At 67.5% G+C, this 21,702-nt stretch carries 18 protein-coding genes and 1 tRNA gene; 11 read left to right on the top strand and 8 right to left on the bottom strand.

The annotated features are described in order from the left end of the window. Positions 1-5: 5 nt before the first annotated feature. A complete protein-coding gene (gene gluQRS, locus DM480_RS05970) occupies positions 6-887 on the bottom strand; it encodes a tRNA glutamyl-Q(34) synthetase GluQRS (protein ID WP_405053300.1) in 882 nt (293 codons plus the stop codon). Positions 888-1,000: 113 nt separating this feature from the next. Between gluQRS and DM480_RS05965 the strand changes: the two genes are divergently transcribed. The 3 genes from DM480_RS05965 (at position 1,001) to ppc (ending at position 4,857) form a co-directional block, all read left to right on the top strand. Further along, complete coding sequence (locus DM480_RS05965) at positions 1,001-1,567, top strand: HNH endonuclease (RefSeq protein WP_115380898.1); 567 nt, start codon at positions 1,001-1,003, stop codon at positions 1,565-1,567. An 11-nt stretch (positions 1,568-1,578) separates the two neighbouring features. After that, complete coding sequence (locus tag DM480_RS05960; protein WP_115378018.1) at positions 1,579-2,052, top strand: hypothetical protein; 474 nt, start codon at positions 1,579-1,581, stop codon at positions 2,050-2,052. A 108-nt stretch (positions 2,053-2,160) separates the two neighbouring features. Then, entirely contained in the window at positions 2,161-4,857 is a 2,697-nt protein-coding gene (ppc, locus tag DM480_RS05955) for a phosphoenolpyruvate carboxylase (protein ID WP_115378017.1), read from the top strand. Positions 4,858-4,873: 16 nt separating this feature from the next. Here the strand turns inward: ppc and DM480_RS05950 are convergent, their stop codons facing one another. From DM480_RS05950 to DM480_RS05935, 4 genes are read right to left on the bottom strand one after another with little or no spacing between them, the layout of a single operon-like run. Continuing rightward, on the bottom strand, positions 4,874-5,863 hold the full coding sequence (locus DM480_RS05950; protein WP_115378016.1) for an amidohydrolase family protein: 990 nt from the start codon (positions 5,861-5,863) through the stop codon (positions 4,874-4,876). A gap of 58 nt (positions 5,864-5,921) precedes the next feature. Then, on the bottom strand, positions 5,922-6,332 hold the full coding sequence (locus DM480_RS05945) for an acyl-CoA thioesterase (protein WP_198665906.1): 411 nt from the start codon (positions 6,330-6,332) through the stop codon (positions 5,922-5,924). Next, the gene (locus DM480_RS05940) at positions 6,329-6,892 is read right to left on the bottom strand and encodes a DedA family protein (RefSeq protein ID WP_115378014.1); all 564 of its coding nucleotides are present in this window, start codon (positions 6,890-6,892) and stop codon (positions 6,329-6,331) included. Before DM480_RS05940 ends, DM480_RS05945 begins: the two co-directional genes overlap by 4 nt. 7 nt (positions 6,893-6,899) lie before the next feature. Further along, a complete protein-coding gene (locus DM480_RS05935) occupies positions 6,900-8,963 on the bottom strand; it encodes a S9 family peptidase (protein ID WP_115378013.1) in 2,064 nt (687 codons plus the stop codon). A 150-nt stretch (positions 8,964-9,113) separates the two neighbouring features. Here DM480_RS05935 and DM480_RS05930 point away from each other — a divergent pair, with 150 nt between their 5' ends. Further along, a complete protein-coding gene (locus DM480_RS05930) occupies positions 9,114-10,061 on the top strand; it encodes a DUF808 domain-containing protein (RefSeq protein ID WP_115378012.1) in 948 nt (315 codons plus the stop codon). A gap of 110 nt (positions 10,062-10,171) precedes the next feature. Here the strand turns inward: DM480_RS05930 and DM480_RS05925 are convergent, their stop codons facing one another. Next, complete coding sequence (locus DM480_RS05925; protein WP_157968774.1) at positions 10,172-11,728, bottom strand: hypothetical protein; 1,557 nt, start codon at positions 11,726-11,728, stop codon at positions 10,172-10,174. A gap of 91 nt (positions 11,729-11,819) precedes the next feature. After that, positions 11,820-12,932, bottom strand: a complete 1,113-nt coding sequence (locus tag DM480_RS05920) for a glycoside hydrolase family 43 protein (RefSeq protein WP_198665905.1) — start codon at positions 12,930-12,932, stop codon at positions 11,820-11,822. Between the two features lie 97 nt (positions 12,933-13,029). On the opposite strand from DM480_RS05920, the gene DM480_RS05915 reads away from it, so the two are divergent. Then, positions 13,030-14,832, top strand: coding sequence for an aminopeptidase P family protein (locus DM480_RS05915; RefSeq protein WP_115378010.1), 1,803 nt, complete (start codon positions 13,030-13,032; stop codon positions 14,830-14,832). A 23-nt stretch (positions 14,833-14,855) separates the two neighbouring features. On the opposite strand, the gene DM480_RS18235 is transcribed toward DM480_RS05915, so the two are convergent. Next, entirely contained in the window at positions 14,856-15,038 is a 183-nt protein-coding gene (locus tag DM480_RS18235; RefSeq protein WP_115378009.1) for a hypothetical protein, read from the bottom strand. Between the two features lie 97 nt (positions 15,039-15,135). Between DM480_RS18235 and DM480_RS05905 the strand changes: the two genes are divergently transcribed. From DM480_RS05905 to tnpC, 6 genes are all read left to right on the top strand, one after another. Next, a tRNA-Thr gene (locus DM480_RS05905) sits at positions 15,136-15,210 on the top strand. A gap of 239 nt (positions 15,211-15,449) precedes the next feature. Beyond that, positions 15,450-16,508, top strand: a complete 1,059-nt coding sequence (locus tag DM480_RS05900) for an AAA family ATPase (RefSeq protein ID WP_115380894.1) — start codon at positions 15,450-15,452, stop codon at positions 16,506-16,508. Next, positions 16,417-18,936, top strand: coding sequence for a S8 family peptidase (locus tag DM480_RS05895; RefSeq protein ID WP_115378008.1), 2,520 nt, complete (start codon positions 16,417-16,419; stop codon positions 18,934-18,936). Before DM480_RS05900 ends, DM480_RS05895 begins: the two co-directional genes overlap by 92 nt. Positions 18,937-19,431: 495 nt before the next feature. Further along, complete coding sequence (tnpA, locus tag DM480_RS05890) at positions 19,432-19,809, top strand: IS66-like element accessory protein TnpA (protein WP_056439051.1); 378 nt, start codon at positions 19,432-19,434, stop codon at positions 19,807-19,809. Next, positions 19,806-20,153, top strand: a complete 348-nt coding sequence (gene tnpB, locus DM480_RS05885) for an IS66 family insertion sequence element accessory protein TnpB (RefSeq protein ID WP_076711207.1) — start codon at positions 19,806-19,808, stop codon at positions 20,151-20,153. Before tnpA ends, tnpB begins: the two co-directional genes overlap by 4 nt. 111 nt (positions 20,154-20,264) lie before the next feature. After that, positions 20,265-21,698, top strand: coding sequence for an IS66 family transposase (tnpC, locus tag DM480_RS05880; RefSeq protein ID WP_115380751.1), 1,434 nt, complete (start codon positions 20,265-20,267; stop codon positions 21,696-21,698). Positions 21,699-21,702 lie beyond the last annotated feature (4 nt).

The following is a 21,702-nucleotide window of genomic DNA, read 5'->3' as shown; positions in this document are numbered from 1 at the left end:
CCAACTTAGGCGTTCGGCGCGGCAAATCCAGAGGGAAGACGTCCTTGGCGCAGCAGGTCGGCGAGTGCGCGCCCGTCCTCGCCGGCGGCGCGCAGATTGGCGAGCGCAGGCGCGCCGTTGCGCTTGGCGAGCCGTTCGCCGTCGGGACCGGTCAGCAGCGCATGATGCCGATACGCCGGGGTCGGCAGCTCGAGCAACGCCTGCAGCAGGCGGTGGATGTCGGTCGCGCGCAGCAGGTCGACGCCGCGCACCACCTCGTCCACACCCTGCGCCGCGTCGTCGACCGTCACCGCCAGGTGGTAGCTGGCGGGCGCGTCCTTGCGTGCGAGCACGACGTCGCCGAACGCCGCCGGGTCGGCATGCTGCACGCCACGCTCGCGGTCCACCCAGGCGAGCGGCCCGGCGCGCGCGACCGCGGCATCCATCGCCAGCCGCCATGCGTGGGGCGCGCCCGCGGCGATCCGCGCGTCGGCATCCGGCTGCGACAGTGTGCGGCAGGTGCCGGGATAATGTGGCCCATCCGGCCCGTGGTGCGGCGCGCCGGCGCTCTCCGCGATCTCGCGCGCGATGTCGGCGCGGGTGCAGAAGCACGGATAGAGCAACCCCGCCGCGCGCAGCCGGGCGAGCGCCGCCTCGTATAGCGCCAGCCGCTGCGACTGGCGCACCACCGGCCCGTCCCAGCTCAGGCCCAGCCAGGCGAGATCCTCGACGATCCCCGCGACGTGCGCCTCGCGACTGCGCGTACCGTCGATATCCTCGATCCGCAGCAGGAACCGTCCGCCCGCGTTGCGCGCGCGATCGTGCGCCTGGATCGCGGACCAGGCATGGCCGAGATGCAGCGGCCCGGTCGGCGACGGTGCGAAACGGGTGACGAGCGTCATCGCCATCGCGCGCAAAGGTTAACGCGAAACGCTTGACCGCGAATCGCTGCTCGTGCTGTCATACGTGCGTCATCCTCGTGGACGACACGGTCCGCGGGCAAGACCCCGAGGGAGGAGCCGTGTTTCATCCCGATCTCATCCGCCACCCGGACAGTTGCCCGGCGCTGGTGCTCAATGCCGACTATACGCCGCTGTCCTATTACCCCTTGAGCGTCTGGCCGTGGCAGACGGCGATCAAGGCGGTGTTCCTCGACCGCGTCGACATCGTCGCGCATTACGAGCGCGAGGTGCGCAGCCCGACGTCGGCGATCAAGCTGCCGTCGGTGATCGCGCTCAAGCAATATGTCCGGCCGTCGCAATTTCCCGCCTTCACCCGGTTCAACCTGTTCCTGCGCGACCGCTTCGCCTGTCAATATTGCGGCGTCGGACGCGACCTGACGTTCGACCATGTCGTGCCGCGCGCGCAGGGCGGGCGGACGACATGGGAGAATGTCGTCACCGCCTGCGCGCCATGCAACCTCAAGAAGGGTGGCCGCACGCCGAAACAGGCATCGATGCCGATCTACGTCGAGCCGATCCGCCCGACAAACTGGCAGTTGCAGGAACACGGCCGCGCCTTTCCGCCCAACTATCTCCACGACACATGGCACGACTGGCTCTATTGGGACGTTGAGCTGGAAGCCTGACGGGAGGTACGATGCGCGCGGCGATAGTGATGACGGCGGCGGTGGCCGCGCTGCTGGCCGGGTGCGGCAATCGCAAGGAGCAGATCGCGGAGGCGGACGCCAATGCCAGCGCGGCGGGGTTCGTGCCGCCCGCGGTCACCAGCCGGGTCGATTTCGCGAGTGCGATGGAGCGACGCTTCCGTGCGCTCGATCGCAATGCCGACGACCGGCTGACCCCCGACGAACTGCCGCGCAAGGGCAGCCGGATCATGGAGCTCGACCGCAATCACGACGGCGCGGTCAGCCAGATCGAATGGAGCGAAGGCGCGGTCAAGCGCTTCGACCAGATGGACCTCAACCACGACGGCACCGTCACGTCGGAAGAGGAAGCGGAATGGCGCGCGGCGCGCGACCGGCAGCGCGGCGCGACGACCACGCCCGCCGACTCGGTGATCGGCGATACGGTGGCGAACATATCGGGGAATGCTGCCGCGCCGGGACGGTGACGACGCGCACCGTTCCGCACGACGCGCACCGGTCGGAACGTTTGAAGGGGCGCCCCGCATGCGCTGCGACGGTTGACCTCGCTTCCGCCGCAGCGCAGCATCACGCTTATGGCCAGCTCCTCCTCCCCCCTGCCGCCCATCGCCAACAACCCCGACGTCCGCTTCCTCGGCGCAAAGCTGGGCGAGGTGATCCGCGGATACGGCGGCGAGGCGTTGTTCGAGTCGACGGAGGCGATCCGCCGGGCCTCGGTGGAACGGCATCGCGACGGCGGCGACGGCGATGCGATCCAGGTGCTGCTCACCGGCCTGTCGCTCGACGAGACGCTCGATTTCGTGCGCGGCTTCATGCTCTTTTCGATGCTCGCCAATTTGGCCGAGGATCGCCAGGGGATCGCCGCCGAAAAGGGCGCGGACGTGGCGGCCGCGCTGGCTCGGCTGGAGGGAGAGGGGATCGGCCGCGACGTGGTGCTGCAATTGCTCGGCCATGCGCTCGTCGCGCCCGTGCTCACCGCGCACCCGACCGAGGTGCGCCGCAAGAGCATGATCGATCATCGCAACCGTATCGCGGACCTGATGCGGTTGAAGGATGCCGGTGCGGACGAGACGCCCGACGGCGACCGGATCGACGACGCGATCGCGCGGCAGATCGCGCTGTTGTGGCAGACCCGCGTGCTGCGCCGCGAGCGCCTGTACGTCACCGACGAGGTGGAAACCGCGCTCAGCTACCTGCGCGACGTCTTCCTGCCCGCCATCCCGGCGCTCTACCAGCGCTGGGACCGCGCCTTCGGAGAACGCGTGCCGAGCTTCCTGCGGCCCGGCAGCTGGATCGGCGGCGATCGCGACGGCAATCCCTTCGTCACCGCGGACAGCCTGCGCACCGCTTTGGGGCGGGCCTGCGAAACGGTGCTCGTCTTCTACATGGACGCCGTGCACGCGCTGGGCGCCGAACTGTCGATCTCGACCGAACATGCCGCCATCGATCCCGGCGTCGGCGCGCTGGCGGATGCGAGCGGCGATGATGCGGCCAGCCGCAGCGACGAGCCCTATCGTCGCGCCTTGTCCGGGGTTTACGCGCGTCTCGCCGCGACGCATCTGGCGCTGGCCGGCAAGCCCGCGCCGCGGCCCGGACGCTTGGCGGGCGAAGCCTATCGCGATCCGCAGAGCTTCCGCGCGGATCTCGTCGCGCTCGCGCACGGCCTGTCGCAGGGCAGTACGCTCAAGTCGAGCGGGGCGCTCGGCCGGCTGATCCGGGCGGTGGAGACGTTCGGCTTCCACCTGGCGACGCTCGACCTGCGCCAGAATTCGGCGGTGCACGAACGCGTCGTCGCCGAATTGCTGAAGGTCGCCGGCGTGGAGGCGGACTACGCCGCGCTCGACGAGGCGGCGCGCGTCGCCTTGCTGCGTCGTGAACTCGCCAATGCGCGCCCGCTCTCCAGCCGCTACGCCGATTATTCGGAAGAAACCGCGTCCGAACTCGCGATCGTCGCCGCCGCTGCCGAGGCACATGGCCGTTACGGCCCGGCGTGCATCGCCAACTATATCGTGTCGATGGCGCAATCGGTGTCCGACCTGCTCGAGATCAATCTGCTGCTTAAGGAGGTCGGGCTCTACCGGCCGGGCGATACGCCCTCGGCCGCGATCATGGCGGTGCCGCTGTTCGAGACGGTCGGCGATCTGGAGGCCGCGCCGGGCATCATGACCGACTGGTTCGCGCTGCCGGAGGTTGCTGCCATTGCCGCGACGCGCGGCCATCAGGAAGTCATGATCGGCTATTCCGATTCGAACAAGGACGGCGGCTACCTCACCTCGACATGGCAATTGTCGAAGGCGTCGACCGCGCTCAAACCCGTGTTCGAGGCGGCGGGCGTCGGCATGCAATTGTTCCACGGCCGCGGCGGCGCGGTCGGACGCGGTGGCGGCTCGTCCTTCGCGGCGATCCGCGCGCAGCCGCCCGGCACGGTGCAGGGGCGCATCCGCATCACCGAACAGGGCGAGGTGATCGCCGCGAAATACGGCACCCGCGACAGTGCGATGACCAACCTCGAGGCGATGGCGTCCGCTACGCTGCTCGCCAGCCTGGAGCCCGCGCGCCTGTCGAACGCGGAAGACGCCGAATTCGGCGCGGCGATGGACGCGTTGTCCGACACCGCCTTCCACGCCTATCGCGACCTCGTCTACGGCAATTCCTATGCGGAGGCTGGCGGTTTCCGCACCTTCTTCCGCCAGATGACGCCGATCGGCGAGATCGCGGGCCTCAAGATCGGCAGCCGCCCGGCGAGCCGCAAGAAATCCGACGCGATCGAGGACCTGCGCGCCATACCCTGGGTATTCAGCTGGGCGCAGGCGCGGGTCATGCTGCCGGGCTGGTACGGCGTCGGGCAGGCGCTCGACGCGTTCGCGGACAAGGGGCTGCTGCGCGCGATGGCGCAGGGGTGGCCCCTGTTCGCGTCCAGCCTCGCCAATATGGAGATGGTGCTGGCGAAATCGGACATCGACATCGCCGCGCATTATGCCGACCTCGTCACGGATGCGGAGCTGCGTGGTCACGTCTTCGGCCGCATCCGCGACGGCTGGCACCGCACCGTCGACGGCCTGCTCGATGCGACCGGCCAGACGCGGCTGCTCGAAAAGCATCCCGCGCTCGACGCATCGATCCGCCTCCGCCTGCCTTACATCGAACCGCTCAACCTGCTGCAGATCGAGCTGATGAAGCGCCATCGCGCCGGCGAGGACGATCCGCGCATCGGCGAGGGCATCCTGCTGTCGATCAACGCGATTGCGACCGCGCTGCGCAACAGCGGGTGAGGGCGGCAGGCGCGGTTTACGGCCGCGCGCCCTCCAGCCGCAGGAAGCGGGCGGCATTGTCATGCAGGATGTCGCGCTTTTGCGCGGGGCTGAGGAAAGGCGCGTTGCGGATCGCCGCGATCGCGACGGGGATGGTGTCCGGCCACACCATCTGGTCGGAGCCGAACATGATCCGCCGGCCATAGCCCGCATCGACCAGCCGCTTGAGATAGGACCAGAATTCGGCCCGCGGCTGCGTGAAGTCGATGACCGCGGTGTCCACGTAGACCTGCGGGTATGCATACATCAGGCCGATCATCCGGTCGGCAAGCGGCCAGCCGGCATGCATCACGCTGATCCGAAGCCGCGGATGCCGGGCGAGCACGGGTTCGAGCAGAAGCGGATCGGACAAGGCCATCCGGTATCCGGGCGCGCCGAGATAGGCCGCGCCGGGCGGCCCGGGCCCCATGTGGATCGCAACCGGCAGATCGAGTTCCTCGGCCAGCGCCCAATAAGGATCGAGGCGCGGATCGTCGGGTGCGACGCCCTCATATTGCGCCGTGATCTCCCCCAGCATGCGGATTTCGCCCTTTTGCACCATCGCGCGGATCGTGGTGAGCGGCGGCGCATCGGAAAGGCCGAATTCCAGCGACGGAATGATGCGCGCCCCGCCCGCCTTTTTCCATTTCGGGAGCAACGGACCGCTCGTCACCGCGGTGATATCGTATCGGCGTAGCATCGCGAGCGACGAGTCTTGCAGAGCGTCGTCGCTGCGCGCGGACCAGATCGGGTGGCGGCAATGCGCCACCTTGAACGTCTCGACGGCATAATCGTCGTTGCTGCGACGCGGATCGCGGCTCGGCATGGTATCATAGGGCGCGCAGACGACGGTCGGCGGCGGTCCCTGCGCGTCGGCGGGATAGGCATGCAGATGCATGTCGATGATCGGCCCGCGGTCCTGCCCCGGCGGCGGCGTTGTGCCGAGGGAGGCGATACCGCCGACTATCACCGCGACATGCCGGATCATCGTGCCCCCCTCTTTGTCCCGGGGCGAGGCTAACGCAGCGTGCGTGCGATGGCAAAGGTCACCGGAGATGCGTTGGCCGGTCCAGGAAAGGCGCCGCCATCTCCGGCCGCACGCGCAGCAGCTTGCCGCTGGCGCGGTCGATCAGCGCCCAGGTCGTCACAGCCTCCACCTTTACCCGGCCGTCGGCGCCCACGAAGCGGACATGGCGGTCGAAACGCGCGCCCTTGGGCGGTTCGGGGACCCAGGTTTCGCCGGTCACCGTCTCGCCGGCCGCGACGTTGCCACGATAGTCGATCTCGTGCCGCGTCACGACCCAGACCACCGCGTCCTGCTGCTCCGGCGGCGCGACCGCGGCCCAGTGCGCGACCGCGATCTCCTGGATCCAGCGGACCCACACCGCATTGTTGACGTGGCCCAGCTCGTCGATGTCCGCGTCCTGCGCGGTGATCGGCAGCGTGAAACGGCTCATGCGGCCTGTTCCCGGCTGCGCCACCAATGGACCGCCGCCACCGCGATGGCGATCAGCGCCAGCCCGCCGAGCAGCCATGGCAGGTGGCCCGTCACCTTGCCGATCAATCGCTCGAACGCCTTGCCGAACAGATAGCCGATCGTGGTGAAGGTGATGCCCCAGACGATCGCCGACGCCGCGTTGACGAGCACGAATGTCTTCGCCGGCACTTTCGTCGTGCCGATCGCTATCGGGCTGATCGTACGGAAGCCATAGATGAAGCGGAAGGCGAAGATGAAGCCGATCGGCCAGCGTTCCAGCCAGTCGGTCGCCTTGGCGAAGGCGGGCTTTTCACGCGCGCGCCGGACGAGGCGATGGTTGCGGAAACGGCGGCCGAGCGCGAACCACGCCTGATCCGCCGCGAACGAACCGGTGGCGGTGGCGATCATCGCGCCGACCAGCGGCAACAGCCCCTGATGCGCGGCAATGCCGCCGGCGACGACGACCGTCTCGCCCTCCACCGCCGCGCCGACGAACAGCGCTGGCAGGCCGTAATGCGCGATCAGCTGCGCCAGCGTCATGCGGCGATCATCCGTCTACGCCCAATTGCCACAGCACGAAGGCATGTTCCTCCGCCGCCTCGCGCAGCGATTCGAACCGGCCCGACTTGCCGCCGTGACCCGCGCCCATGTTGGTCTTGAGCAGCAGGATGTTGTCGTCGGTCTTGGTGGCGCGCAGCTTTGCCGCCCACTTCGCCGGCTCCCAATAGGTGACGCGCGGGTCGTTGAGCCCGCCGGAGATGAACAGCGGCGGATAATCCTGCGCGACGACATTGTCGTACGGGCTATAGCTGCGGATCAGGTCGAACGCCGCCTTGTCCTCGATCGGGTTGCCCCATTCGGGCCATTCCCCCGGCGTCAGCGGCAGGTCCACGTCCAGCATCGTGTTGAGCACGTCGACGAACGGCACGTCGGCGATCACCGCGCCCCACAGGTCAGGGTCCGAATTGACGATCGCGCCCATCAGCTCGCCGCCCGCGGAGCGGCCTGCGGTGGCGATGCGGCCCGCGCTGGTCCAGCCGCCCGCGATCAGCCCCTTCGCCACGTCGACGAAATCGTTGAACGTGTTGGTGCGCTTGGCGAGCTTGCCGTCGTGATACCATTGCTGGCCAAGATCGTCGCCGCCGCGGATATGCGCGATCGCATAAGCGAAGCCGCGGTCGAGAAGGCTCAATCGCCCCGTCGAGAAACCCGGCGGGATCGCATAGCCGTAGGCGCCGTACGCGTAGAGGAACAACGGCTGCGACCCGTCGCGCCGGAAGCCCGCCGGATAGACGATCGACACCGGCACCTCCGTCCCGTCGCGGACGGTGATCTTCAGCCGCTCGGTGCGATAGAGCCCCGCATCATAGCCCGCCGGGATCTCCTGCACCTTCAGCACCGTCAGCGCGCCGGTCGCGACATCGTAATCGTAGACCGTCCCCGGCGTCACCATCGACTCGTATCCCAGCCGCAGCGTCGCCACGTCATATTCGGGATTGTCGCCCAGCCCCGCGGCATAGCTCGCCTCGGGAAAGGTGATCGCCTGCGCCACCGTCGGCGTGTCGTAGCGGTGGATCGCGATCTGATCGAGGCCTTCGCGCCGCCCCTCGACCACGAAGAAGTCGGCGTAACATTCGACACCCGTCATGTAGAAATGCGGGTCCGCGGGGATCAACTCGTGCCAGTCGCCGGGCGCGTCGAGGCTCGCGGTGCACAGCCGCCACATCGGATCGGTGTCGTTGGTGTGGATGAACAGCGTGCCGTCATGCGCGTCGACGTCATACTCACGCCCCGCCTTGCGCTCGGCGACCAGGATCGGCGTCGCGAAGGGATCGTTCGCGGGCAGCAGCCGCACCTCGCTCGTCACATGGTCGCCGGTGCCGATGACGATCCACTGCCGGTCGCTCGTTTCGGCGACCGCGACGCGGTATCCCTCGTCGTCCTCATGGAACAGCTCGACATCGTCGGCCACCGGCGTGCCGAGCCGATGGAAGCGCGCATTGTCGGTGCGCCACTGGTCGTTGGCGACGCCGTACAGGAAGCCGCTGTCGTCGGCGGTCCAGACGATCTCGGACAGCATGCCCGGGATCACCTCGGGCAGATGCTCGCCGGTGGTCAGGTCCTTGACCCGCACCTCGAACCGCTCGGCGCCGCTGTCGTCGATCGCATAGGCGAGCAGCCGCCCGCTGTTGCTGACCGCGAAGGCGCCGAGGCGGAAATACGCCTTCCCCTCGGCCAGCGCCGGCTCGTCGAGCAGCAGTTCGTCATCGCCGCCCGCGACCGGCCGGCGCCACCATTTGCGATACTGACCGCCGGTTTCGTACGCGGTCCAGTATAGCCAGTCGCCATCCTTCTGCGGCACCGAGGATTCGTCCTCCTTGATCCGCGCCTTCATCTCTTCATACAGCGTGTCGACCAGCGGCTGGTGCGCCGCCATGACCGCCTCGAAATAGGCGTTCTCCGCCTCGAGATAGGCGAGCACGTCCGGGTCGGTGACTTCGGGGTAGTTCGGGTCCTTCAACCAGGCGTACGGGTCTTCGATCGTCACGCCATGCGCGGTGAAGCTGTGCGGGCGCCGGTCGGCGACGGGGGGCTGGGGCGTGTCGGTCATCCACAAGTCTCTAGCGGGATGGGGGAAGGGCGTCATGCTCCAAGCGACCGGATAGTTCCGCGCGGGAAACAGTGCGGCAACACGGGTTCGGTTGCGTACCCGCATCCGCCTTGGCAAGCACGGGCGCCAACGACAAGGGGAACACAGGATATGCCCGGCGGACTGGTGGCGCTGCTCGATGATATCGCGGCGATGGCGAAGCTGTCGGCGGCGAGCCTGGACGATGTCGCGGGCGCGGCGGGACGGGCGGGCGCGAAGGCGGCGGGCGTGGTGATCGACGACACCGCGGTGACGCCGACCTACGTCACCGGCCTGTCGCCCGCGCGCGAGCTGCCGATCATCTGGAAGATCGCCAAGGGATCCCTGCGCAACAAATTGCTGTTCCTGCTGCCCGCGGCGCTGGTGCTGAGCGCGCTGGCGCCGTGGGCGATCACGCCGATCCTGATGTGCGGCGGCGCGTTCCTGTGCTTCGAGGGCGCGGAAAAGATCCTCGCGGCGCTGACCGGCGGGCACCACGCCGACGACGCCGCGGCGGCGACCGACCCCAGGACGCTGGAGGACCGCCAGGTCGCGGGCGCCATCCGTACCGACCTGATCCTGTCGGGCGAGATCATGGCGATCGCGCTCGCCGAGCTGACCGACCAGACGTTGCTCAACCAGGCGATAGCGCTCGCGTTGGTGGCGGTGGCGATCACCGCAGGCGTCTACGGCCTCGTCGCGCTGATCGTGAAGATGGACGACATCGGCCTACATCTGGCGCAAAAGCCCGCGACGCGCTCCATCGGCCGCGCGCTGGTCGCCGCGATGCCGCGCGTGCTGTCGGCACTGTCGATCATCGGCACCGCGGCGATGCTGTGGGTGGGTGGCGGCATCATCGTCCACGGGCTGGAAAGCTTCGGGCTCGCCGGCATTCCGCATGCGATCCATCATGTCGCGGAGCGTGCGGGGCAGGCGGTCGGCGCGCTGGAAAGTGCGATAACCTGGCTGGTGAGCGCGATCGGATCGGCACTGATCGGCATCGTCATCGGCGGCGCGATCGTCGGCGCGCTGCATCTGTTGCCGCGTCGCCGCGCGAGTCTTGACAAAATTGACACCTGAACGCGCAATCTTCTTGCGCGAGGATATGTGCGGCGGACGATGAGAAAGACCGGCCGTAACGGGCCATGCCTTCTACCATGACGGGGGGCTTGTAGGAAAGCGTCCGACCGTCAGGTCGCGCCGGTGCCGAGCGGCGCCGCGGTGGGCTGCGCACGATAGGGGTCGAAGCCCTTGGGCAAGGTCGCATCGACCGGTTGCGGCAGGATGCGGCCGACGGCGTTCGCCGCCTTGACCACGTCCGGCGCGGTGCGGACTGCCTGCGCGATCGGGCGCATCAGCCGCGCGATCGGCGTCGCGTCCCCGGGCGACGCGGGCTGGACGAAGCGCAGCGCCCAGCCACGCATATTCTCGTCCGCCAACCGCCGGATCACCAAAGCGCGCGCCCCGGCGGTGTCGCCGCGGCACATCAGCACGTCGAGTGCGGGATCGGGCAGCACCGCCTGCGCGAGCAATACCTCCGCCATCGCGGGCTGCGCCTCCGCCTCGCGCCCGGCGCGGAACAGCGCGCAGGCGCGGCGCGCCTGCACCGCCAGGTTGGCATTGCGATTGACGTTCGTGCCCAGCGCCTTTGCCTGTTTCAGGAACGCGTCCGAGCGCGCGATCACATCCGGCCAGTCGGCATCCAGCCAGGCGAGCGTCAGATAGGCGGCGTCGATGTTGAGCGCATTGCCCCCCTCCCGCGCGGCATCGGGCAGCGCGGCGGCGGTCTTCGCGAGCAACGCGCGCGCCTCCGCCCCGCGCCCCGTCGATGCGAGCGCGCGCGCGACGACGGGCGCGAGGAATTCGGCGCCGGCGACATCGCCGCCAGGCTGGACGCGATCGAACATCGGCAGGAACAGTTTGATGACGACGTCGTAGGCGCGCAGCGACGCGAGTCGGCGGGCATAGGGGGTCGCGGTGTCGAACGTGTCGGAGGCGACCCAGTCGCGGCGCAATTCCTGCGTGTAGCGCAGCGATTGCCCCGACAGGTCGTCGCCCGCCCATTCGGCAATGCGCGGCCAGAGCGCGGCATAGCGGCGGTCGATATACAGCGTCATCAGGTCGTCGGGATCGGCGATCGCATTAATGTGCGTCGCCGCCTCGTCGACCTTGCCCGCGCGCATCGCCTCCAGCGTCGCGGCGAGCGCGGTACCCGAGCGTTCGGGGGCGAGCGCGGCGCTGTAGCCGATCTCGCCCTCGCGCGCGAGGATGCGGTCGGCGCGGGCGCGGTCGCCGATCTCGGCGAGACGGCCGGTCAGCGCGTCGAGCACGTAGCGGTCGGTCATCCGCGCGAAGTCGGGGGCCTCGCGGCTGGCGGCGAGCCACAGGTCGGCGGCGCGTTGCGGCGATCCGGAAAAGGTGAAGATGTGCACCGCGACCAGCTTTGGCCGGGGATCGTCGGGCAGCAGGCGCAACGCATCCTCGATCGCGGCGACCGCCGGTCCCGGATCGCGCGCCATTGCCAGCGCGCCGGCGCGCACCGTCTGCACCATCCCGCGCAGCGGCGTCGGCCGGGGCAGCTTGGCGAGCACCGCGTCGAGCCGCGCGAGATCGGGCTTGCGGCTCGACACCGCGTCGGCGGCCTCCGCCATCACCGCGCGGTCGGCGGGATCGGTCGTCTGTTCGAGCGGGTCGGCGACCTGCGCCGCGGCAGGCGTGCCTGCAAGCAGCAGTCCAGCCGCCGCCATCGTCCGTATCGCCCGCATCGCTTCCCCCATATGGTCGGACCATGGGAGCACAGGCGCGCGTGCCCTGTCCAGTAGGGTGTCCAGCGGTGGCTCAGCGCCACCCGTCCGCCAGCGTCCAGCGGTCGCGCCAGTGCAGCACCGGCGTATCGCCCTCCCAGTCGACGGGCAGCCAGACGTAGCGGCCGTCGATCGCGTTCTTCGGACGCCAGATATCGGCCATGAACACGAAGCGCGGATCGCCGCCGGGGTAGGCCGGCGGCAGCGGCAGGACGAAGGTGCTCTGCCCGCCGAACGTCGTCGCCGCCTGTTCCGGCGTGCCGCGTACCGGATTGCCGAGCGAGCGCCACGGCCCCGTCGCGCGATCGGCGACGTAGACGCGCCCCGGATTGGGCCGCCAGCCGGTGAGGCCGGAGGCGAACATGTAATAGCGCCCCTTCGCCTTGAAGAGCGCGGGCGCCTCGTTGCCGCCGTCGGGCAGCGCGCGGACGTAATAGCCGTCGTGGCTTTGCCAGTCGGGCGACAGCCGCGCGATCTGCAGCGTCGCATTCTCCTCGGAGGCGTAGACGTGCCACGCGGTGGTGCCGTCGACGAAGATGGTCATGTCGCGCGCCATCTGGCCGCCGGCGACATCGCGGGCGAGCGTCGTGCCGGGCGTCTTGTCCGCCGCGGTCGCATTGGCGGGCCAGACGCCGGGGTTGACGCGGCCGGCGCGCAGGAAGCGATAGGGGCCGCCGATCCGGTCCGCGACCGCGACGCCCGCCTGCGCCGCGCCATAGCCGCGGCCCTTGAGTTCCAGGTGAAACCACATGACGTAGGTGTCGGTGCGCGGGTTGCGGACGACCTTGGGCCGTTCGAGGATGCAGCCCTTCGCGATCGGGCTTTGCGGATCGTCCGACACGGCGAGCGCGATGCCCTCGTCGCGCCAGTTGACGAGGTCTGCCGAACTATAGGCGTGGACGCCGACATTGGCGACGTTGCCGCCCTCGCCCGCGGTCTTGTGCTCGCCGAACCACCACCACCGGTCGCCGTCGCGCAGCAGCCCGCCGCCGTGCGCGTTGATGTGAACGCCATGGTTGTCGGGCCAGAGCGCCCCCGGCATGAACGCGTCCGCCGGCGCGGCCGCAGCCGCGCCGCGCGGCAGCAAGGCTGCAGCGCCCCCCGCCGCCATCGCGCCCATCATCGCCCGCCGGTCGTATTCGCGCATCGTCGCCGCTCCTCTTCCGCAGCGGACTATAGGCCGTCAAAATCGTCTGACAATTGCGGCAGTGGCGCGTGTCGGATGGCAGGGATAGACAGGCGCCATGACCGATCATCACGCCCGCCTCGTCGCCTTCCGCCGCCAACTGACCGACCAGGGACTCGACGGGTTCGTCGTGCCGCTGACCGACGAACATATGAGCGAATATGTCGGCGGCTATGCGCAGCGGCTCGCCTGGCTGACGGGGTTCGAGGGATCGGCGGGGAGCGCGGCGGTGCTGCCCGATCGCGCGGCGGTGTTCACCGACGGCCGCTACACGCTGCAGGTGCGCGAGCAGGTCGCGGCGGCGGACTGGGAGTATGTCGGCGTGCCGCAGGACAGCATCGCCGGCTGGCTGGGCCGGCATGTCGCCGCGGGCCAGCGTATCGGCTATGACCCGTGGCTGCACACGCGCGCGCAGGTCGAGGCGATGCGCGCCGCGCTGGCGGATCGCGATGCGACATTGGTCGCGGTCGCTGCCAATCCGGTCGACGCGATCTGGCACGACCGGCCGGCGCCGTCGCCCGCCCGGATGGTCGCATATGACGAGACGCTGGCGGGCAAATCGTCCGCGACCAAGCGCGCCGACATCGCCGACTGGCTGGGCGAACAGCGCGCCGACGCGCTGGTGCTGACCGCGCTCGATTCGATCGCCTGGGCGCTCAACGTGCGTGGCGGCGACGTCGCGCACACGCCGGTCGCCTTGTCCTATGCGATCGTCGATGCCGATGGCACCACCGACCTGTTCGTCGCGCCGGAGAAGGTCGACGACGCTGTGCGCCAGCACCTCGGCAATGCGGTGCGTATCCACGACCGTGCCGCCTTCGCCGGCGCGCTCGGCCGCTATGCGGGGCGCCGCGTCGCCGCCGATCCCGAACGCGCGGTCGCCGCGATCTTCGACGCGCTCGAGGCGGGCGGGGCGAGCGTGCTGGCGGTGCGCGACCCCGTCGTGCTCGCCAAGGCGCTGAAGAACCCGGCAGAGATCGCGGGCCATCGCGCCGCCTCGATCCGCGACGGCGCGGCGCTGACGCGTTTCCTGCGCTGGGTGGAGACGGAATGCCCGAAGGGGGGCGAGACCGAACTCTCCGCCGCCGCGCGCCTGCTCGCGTTCCGCGAGGAGGGCGGCCTGCTGCTCGATACCAGCTTTTCCACCATCTCCGCGACCGGTGCGCACGGCGCCAGTCCGCATTACCATGTCACCGCGGAGTCGAACGCGGCGATCGAACCGGGACAATTGTTCCTGATCGATTCGGGCGGGCAATATGCCGACGGCACCACCGACGTGACGCGCGTGATGCCGATCGGCACGCCGAGCGCGGAGATGCGCGACCGGTTCACCCGCGTGCTGAAGGCACATATCGCCGTCGCCACCGCGGTCTTCCCAGACGGCACGTGCGGCGCGCAGATCGACGCCTTCGCGCGGCGGCCGTTATGGGAGGCGGGGCTCGATTTCGCGCACGGCACCGGCCATGGCATCGGCAGCTATCTGGCCGTGCACGAAGGGCCGCAGCGGCTGGCGATGCCGACCTATGCCACCGGCGGCGCGCTGGAGCCGCTGCGCGCGGGCATGATGCTGTCGAACGAGCCGGGCTATTACAAGGCGGGCGAATACGGCATCCGGATCGAGAACCTGTTGCTCGTCGTCGAGCGGCCGATCGCGGGCGGCGATCCCGACCGGCGCATGCTCGGGTTCGAGACGCTGACCTTCGCGCCGATCGAGCGCGAGCTGATCGACCCGGCGCTCTTGACGGCTTGCGAGCTTTCGTGGCTCAATGCCTATCACGCCGAGGTCGCCGCAAAGATCGGCCCGGTGCTCGATGGAGAGGACAGGGCTTGGCTCGAGTCAAAATGCTCAACCGTCACCTGATCGTCGCCTCTGCGATGCTCGGCCTATTCACCGCCGGGTCGGGCGTCGCCTATGTCGCGGCCAGCGGCCTGGCCTCCGTCGGGGCGCTCATCGCGCACCGGTGACGCGGCGCCGCCGCGCAGGTCGCGCGCCTGCGCCTTGCGCCGATGCAGGTTGGCACGCAGGTTCGCGGCCAACCGGGCGGCGCGGGTGTCGGCTTCGTCCATCGGCCGCGTTATCCCGAAAACGGCGTGGCTAAGCAACCTATCGCTTGACAAGGCCGCCGCCCTCCGCTCTAGGCGCGCTTCCGTCCGACGGACGAGTGCTGCCGTAGCTCAGTGGTAGAGCGCATCCTTGGTAAGGCTGAGGTCGTGAGTTCAATCCTCACCGGCAGCACCATTTTTTCAATGACTTAGCTCCGATCGGGGCTTGGGCTGAGATCGCGAGCAATCACCGGGCAAGCACACAGTAGCCATGCGTGATCTCCGCGTATGCCCTATGCGCGAGCGAAGAAATGGTCGCGGTTGATACTGCGACACCCTGAGTCGAGACAGCCGCGTGCGAGCTGGACGAGGGATTCCATCGGCTTTCAAGCCATGATAGAGTCCTAGTGAGGGGCGAAATGCGATGTGTGGGTGATGGCCAGGAGCGACCTTCTTGTATCTTTGGTCAAGGCTGGCGCCTCAGGTGACCGCTCGTCTCTGACGTCGACCGTTGAAGCGATCGTAGCAGAGGAGCGAGCAAAAAGCCACCACACGCTTGCTGACCGGATTCACCGTGCTCTTCAAACTGTTCCTGTTTCTGCATCCAGCGAACTGCGTCGACCGAATGCCGCTGGACGTGACTTTGTCATCGAAACCGAGCCGCAGGCGTGTCTCGACAGTCTGATTCTCACTCTGCCGGCAGAGCAGCTGTCTAGACAACTGATCGAGGAGCAACGTCGAGCAAGCCTTCTGCGGGCACAGGGTATGCAGCCCCGCCATCGAGTGCTCCTCTCGGGACCACCTGGTAACGGGAAGACCTCGTTGGCAGAAGCGCTGGCGGAAGCGATCGCCGTCCCTCTGCTAACCGTCCGCTACGATGCCCTGGTCGGAGCCTATTTAGGCGAGACCAATGCGAGGCTATCTAGGCTCTTCGAGTATGCACGCACTGCGCCTTGCGTGCTCTTCTTCGACGAGTTCGATGCAGTCGGCAAGGAGCGCGGTGACGTTCATGAGACAGGCGAGATCAAGCGAGTTGTCTCCTTCCTGCTCACCCAGCTGGATCAGCTTCCAAGCTATGTAGTTGTGGTCGCCGCGACCAATCACGCGGAGCTACTTGATCGCGCAGTCTGGCGACGTTTTCAGCTACGTATCGATATGCCGTCACCCGCGATCGAAGCGACAGCTGTGTTAATCGATCGGTTCTTTGCTGCTTGGCCAGAAGATCCGGGCATGACTGCAAAAAGCGTTGCAACTCAGATGGGCTCAACTAGCTTCGCCGAGGCCTTTGAATTCTGCCAGAACGTTCGTAGGCGGCATATACTTTCACAAGGGGGCGAGGCGTTGAAGGCGGTCCTCGCGCAGGAGCTCCGGCTCTGGAAGACAAGGATCAGGCCCGAAAACGATGGCGATCCCACCAAGCCACCCATTGCTGCGCCTAAGCGCGCCAACAAACGTTCTTCGCCGCACCGGGGGCAGGATCGGGCTTCCTCGTAAGCTCACTCCTGCTGAGCAGGCCGAAACTCCGGCGGGGCAGAAGCTTCAACATCTGCGCGACCAGTTGGCCGCAAATGCACCAGTTTTGCAGCTTCGGGCTGATCCTACCGCCCTCGCGCCGGAGCGCCTTCTCGTATTTGAGCTCACTGGCAGCGTGCTCCAGTTTGAGAAGGCAGTTCAACTTGTTCAAGGCCTTGAGTTCTTGGGTGCCGAGGATCTTGAGGAGGACGAGCTTGATAAAGACCCGGTCATTTATCTAATGGTGCCTTCGGAGGGCGCTCTCCGCAATATCGTGACGCTTTGGGCGGGGTGGCGGGGGAGCCAGACAGTGCCTCCCGGCTTTAGCGCATGGAAGACCTTGCTCACCCAACTGCGCGACGTTCGTCCTTGGGGTCCACAGGATCGGATCGCTCCTGGCGACTTTGAGATTCTCTCTGGCGAAGCAGCCGCGAGCGCTGGATCAATCCGTATTGAGATCGAACTGGTCTTCCGCCGCGATGGTGCCCGCAGCGAACAAGACGCACGGGCTCAGGTCATTGCTCATGGCGGCCGGGTCATCAACAGGTCTCGGGTTGAGGGCGCCGGCTACCACGCGCTGCTTGTCGACATTCCGGTCGCCGCCTTGCAGAGTGCTTTGGCTAGGGAACCTGCGAGTTTGGCGGGATCTGAGGCTATCTTGCAAATACGGCCGCAGAGCATCCTGCGCATGATCGCGATGGAGGAGGCGGCAAGTGACCCGCCGGCGGCCGTGCCAGTGCCGCAAGGAGATTCGATCGCCGCAGTTTTCGATGCGGTGCCATTGTCTGCGCATCCGAGGCTCACGGGCACGCTCGACGTGGACGACCCCTTTGACTTGGAGGATCTCGCTGTTGGGCCGCGTAAGCATGGCACGGCCATGGCTTCCGCGATTGTTCATGGCGACGCCAACCAGCCATGGACCCGATCGCTTGAGCGACCCGTCTATTTTGTGAGCATGCTCTACGCAACGGCCGACCCGCAGCAACCAGAGCGCTTTCCTGATCTCCTTCCCGCCGATATGTTCGAGACAGCGCTGGTCCGTATGCGGGAGGGTGCAAACCCAACCGCGCCGCATGTCATCATCATCAGCGCATCGCTCGGGGACGCCAACAAACCATTCTACGGACGAATGTCAGGATGGGCGAGGGTCGTTGACTACCTCGCGCACAAATACGGCGTGCTGTTCGTTATCAGTGCCGGCAATCACGATGCCTCACTCGACACTAGCAATATGACAGCAGGAGGATTTGAAGCTTTGTCAGCCACTGACAAGGCGAAAGTCGCACTGCGCGCGAGCGCGTCGCAGATCGCGAGCCGGCGCGTGTTGGCGCCTGCGGAAGCAATCAACGCGATTACTGTTGGCGCTCTTCACTCAGATCACTTCACCTACCCCTATGACCTTCCTGCCTCGACCTTCGACGTCTGGAGTAACACCGGGCTCTCAACGGTATCAAGCGCGCTCGGCCCCGGTTACGGCGGAGCGACTAAACCTGAGATCCTTGCGCCCGGCGGCAAGCACCATGTCCGCTTGGCACCGGACGGCGATCATCATCGCTTGCATCCTTTGACCACAAATGCCGCAGCATTCGGTGGCGTCCTTGTCGCGTCTCCACCGGTGCCCGGCAGCTTCGACCTGAATGCAACTGCCAGATCAGTCGGAACGAGCGTTGCTGCGGCGCTGGTTACAGGCGTCGCGGCGCGAGCTCATGAAGCTTTAGAGGCAGCATATCCCGACTTCGTGCAGATCCCGAGCGGTCAGCGTGCTGCTCTCCTGAAAGCACTTCTGGTCCATGGAGCTCGCTGGACCGAAGCTCGCGATCTTCTTGTCGAGATACTGGGTCCGCCGAGCGGGCGTCACAGTTATCGACAGAAGGACAATGTGCGGCGCTACCTTGGGTTCGGCGCATACGATCCTCATGCTGTTATGAACTGCGCCGATGATCGTGCAACGCTATGGGCTACAGGCAGCTTGCAGAGCGATCAGGGACGCCGGTTTCGTGTGCCTTGGCCCGCCGTGATGACAGGTAAGGCTATCGCACATAGCGTGCGAGCAACTCTGGCTTGGTTCTCACCGCCGCACCCAGGGGCAGTCGCCTATCGTGCGATCCGTATGAAAATCGTTGAGCCAGGCCAGCTCGGAGAGGCGGGAGTAAAAGCGACAGGCAAACAACCAGATCCGAGACAAGCTCATAAGGGCACCGTCGTTCATCGACACTGGGACGGCGACAAGGCCGCAGCAATCGGAGCCAATGACTTCTTCGATCTGGACATTCAGCGGGAGGCCGATGGAGTGGATCAAGCGGCCAATTTCGCGCTGGTCGTTACGGTTGAGATGGCAGGTCAGACGACGGTCTACAACGAGGTGCTCAACCGAGTGGCGGTGAAGCCGGTTGTGCCAGTCGCCGTCTAAGCACTGCTTACGCGCAGGGAACGGATTGCAGCAGGCGAAGCCGTTTGCAGCAGCTGACCCGCGTCACTGATTACACAAACCCACATTGTCAGATCGTGCGCAACCGGTCATGAACATACCCGCCTGCGCAAAATCGCAGGTCGAGGCCTGATAACCTCGCCTGGAAACCCGCCTGGTCGAACCTGTTCGACCGGGAGGCGGGCGCGCATGTCCAAGGCCTCAGGGTCCAAAGGCGTCCGCGCCTGTTGGGTTTCCTCAGGTTATCAGCTCCCGGTTCGGGTGCCTCGGTTCGGGTAGAATGGGGCACAACAACTCTCGATGGCCCCGAGACGGGGACCGCGAATGCGATATATGTTCACCACACGGGGCGCGGCGGCAGCCGGCGCTCATCTTATCCTGGTAGCTATTCCGTAAGCGTCCGGTCTTCTCCACCTTGCTGACGAGGTGATGCGCAAGCCACAGGTTCGGCACTGTGGCAGACACCGGTGCGGCATCATGGCGACGCGAATTATCGAGATGGTTGGGCCTGAACCGCGCCGGCGGTTCAGCGAAGATGACAAGGCGCGGATCGTGTCGGAGGCGATGATGCCGGGTGCCAGCGTGCTGGAGGTGGCGCGGCGACACCGGGTGTGCACGTCGCTGGTGTATCGCTGGCGACGCACGCTGCTGCGCGACGGGGTGGCGAGCGAAGCATTGCCGTTGCCGGGGCCGGCATTCATTCCGGTCGAGGTGGCGGGCGCGCCCATGGTGCCGCATTCGGAGCCGCTCGGACCGGGTGTGGTGGAAGTGGTCGGCCCGGCCGGGCAACGCATCCGCCTGGCACCTCCCATCGACGCGCGGGTGCTCAAGACCGTGCTGGCGGGGTTTGCTTGATCGGGCCGCCGGGCGGTGTCCGGGTGTATCTGGCGGCCGGGGTCACGGACATGCGCAAGGGCTTCGACGGGCTGGCCGCGCTGGTACAGCAGCGGCTGCGCCAGGATCCGTTTGGCGGTGCGGTGTACGCCTTCCGGGGCAAGCGTGGCGATCTGGTCAAGCTGCTGTGGTGGGATGGTCAGGGTCTCGTGCTCCATGCCAAGCGTCTGGAGCGGGGCCGGTTCACCTGGCCGGCGACCGCGGACGGCGTCGCGGTGCTGACCCCGGCGCAGCTGTCGATGCTGCTCGAAGGGGTGGACTGGCGGCATCCGATCCGGTCCTCGCAGCCGACCTTGGCCTGGTAAAAAGTACGGTTTCCTGCGGCTTTCGCGTGTATCGGCACGGGGGTTCTGGTATAAGCGGGCGTGTCGCCCGATGCCGCCTCGCTGCCCGACGATATCGCCCTTCTGAAGGCCATGCTCATTGCTGCCGGCGCCGAGCTGGAGCAGTTGCGGATGCAGGTCGCGCGGCTGCGGCGCATGGCCTTCGGCCGTTCGTCGGAGAAGCTGACGCACCAGGCTGACCAGCTGGAACTCGGGCTGGAAGAGCGCGAGGCGGAAGCCGCCACTGCGGCGATGCCGGTGGTCACCCGGACACGGGAGACCGCCAGGCCGTATCGACAGCCGCTGCCCGATCATCTGCCCCGCACCGAGGTCGTGCATGAGGCACCGTGCGTCTGCCCCGACTGCGGTGGTGCCATGCGGCGCATGGGCGAGGACGTTACGGAACAGCTCGACTATGTGCCCGCCTCGTTCCGGGTCGTGCGCCACGTCCGGCCGCGGCTCAGCTGCCGGTCATGCGAGCGCATAGTGCAGGCGCCGTTGCCGTCCATGCCCATCGAGCGCGGTCGACCCGGTGCGGGGCTGCTCGCCCATGTGCTGGTGTCCAAATACGCCAACCATCTGCCGCTCTACCGCCAGTCGGGCATCTATGCTCGCCAGGGCGTCGACCTTGCCCGCTCCACGCTCGCCGACTGGGTCGGGCGCTCGGCCGCGCTCCTCGGCCCCTTGGTCGACGCGCTCGAGCGCCACGTCATGGGCGGCGCGACCCTCCATGCCGACGACACGCCGGTGCCGGTACTGGCCCCTGGTGCCGGTCGCACCAGGACGGGCAGGCTGTGGACCTATGTACGCGACGAGCGCGGGGCTGGCGGCGAGGCTCCGCCCGCCGTGCTGTTCCACTACGCGCCCGACCGCAAGGGCGAACGACCCGCCGGACATCTTGCCCGGTTCCGGGGCGATCTGCACGCCGATGGCTATGCCGGGTTCGACCGCCTCTATGGCGACCGCATCGCAGAGGTGGCCTGCTGGGCGCATGTCAGGCGCAAGTTCTTCGACGTCCATGCCGCAACCGGCTCCCCCACGGCCCGCGAGGCACTGGACCATATCGCCGGCCTCTATGCCGTCGAACGGGATGTGCGTGGCCGGCTCCCTGACGAGCGACGGCACGCGCGCCAGGCCAGGGCCGGACCGCTGCTCGATGCCTTCCGCCAGTGGCTCGACGCGACCGGACCGAAGCTGTCCCGGCGCTCCGACCTTGCGGTCGCCATCCGCTATGCGCTCGCCCGCTGGCAGGCGCTGACCCGCTATGCCGACGATGGTCGCCTGGAGATCGACAACAATGCCGCCGAGCGCTCGCTGCGCGGTATCGCCGTCGGGCGCAAAAACTGGCTATTCGCGGGCTCCGACCAGGGCGGGCACCGCGCCGCCAGCATCTACAGCCTGGTGGAAACCGCCAGGCTCAACGGCGTCGACCCCGAGGCCTGGCTGGCCGACACCATCAGACGCATCGCAGACCATCCGGCCCGCCGGGTCGCTGAACTGCTGCCGTGGAACTACCGGCCCGTTTGAGGTG

The sequence above is a fragment of the Sphingomonas sp. FARSPH genome, from assembly GCF_003355005.1.
Taxonomy (GTDB): domain Bacteria; phylum Pseudomonadota; class Alphaproteobacteria; order Sphingomonadales; family Sphingomonadaceae; genus Sphingomonas.
The sequence above is the reverse complement of the archived record's forward strand: the minus strand, read 5'-3'. Positions and strand labels throughout refer to the sequence as shown.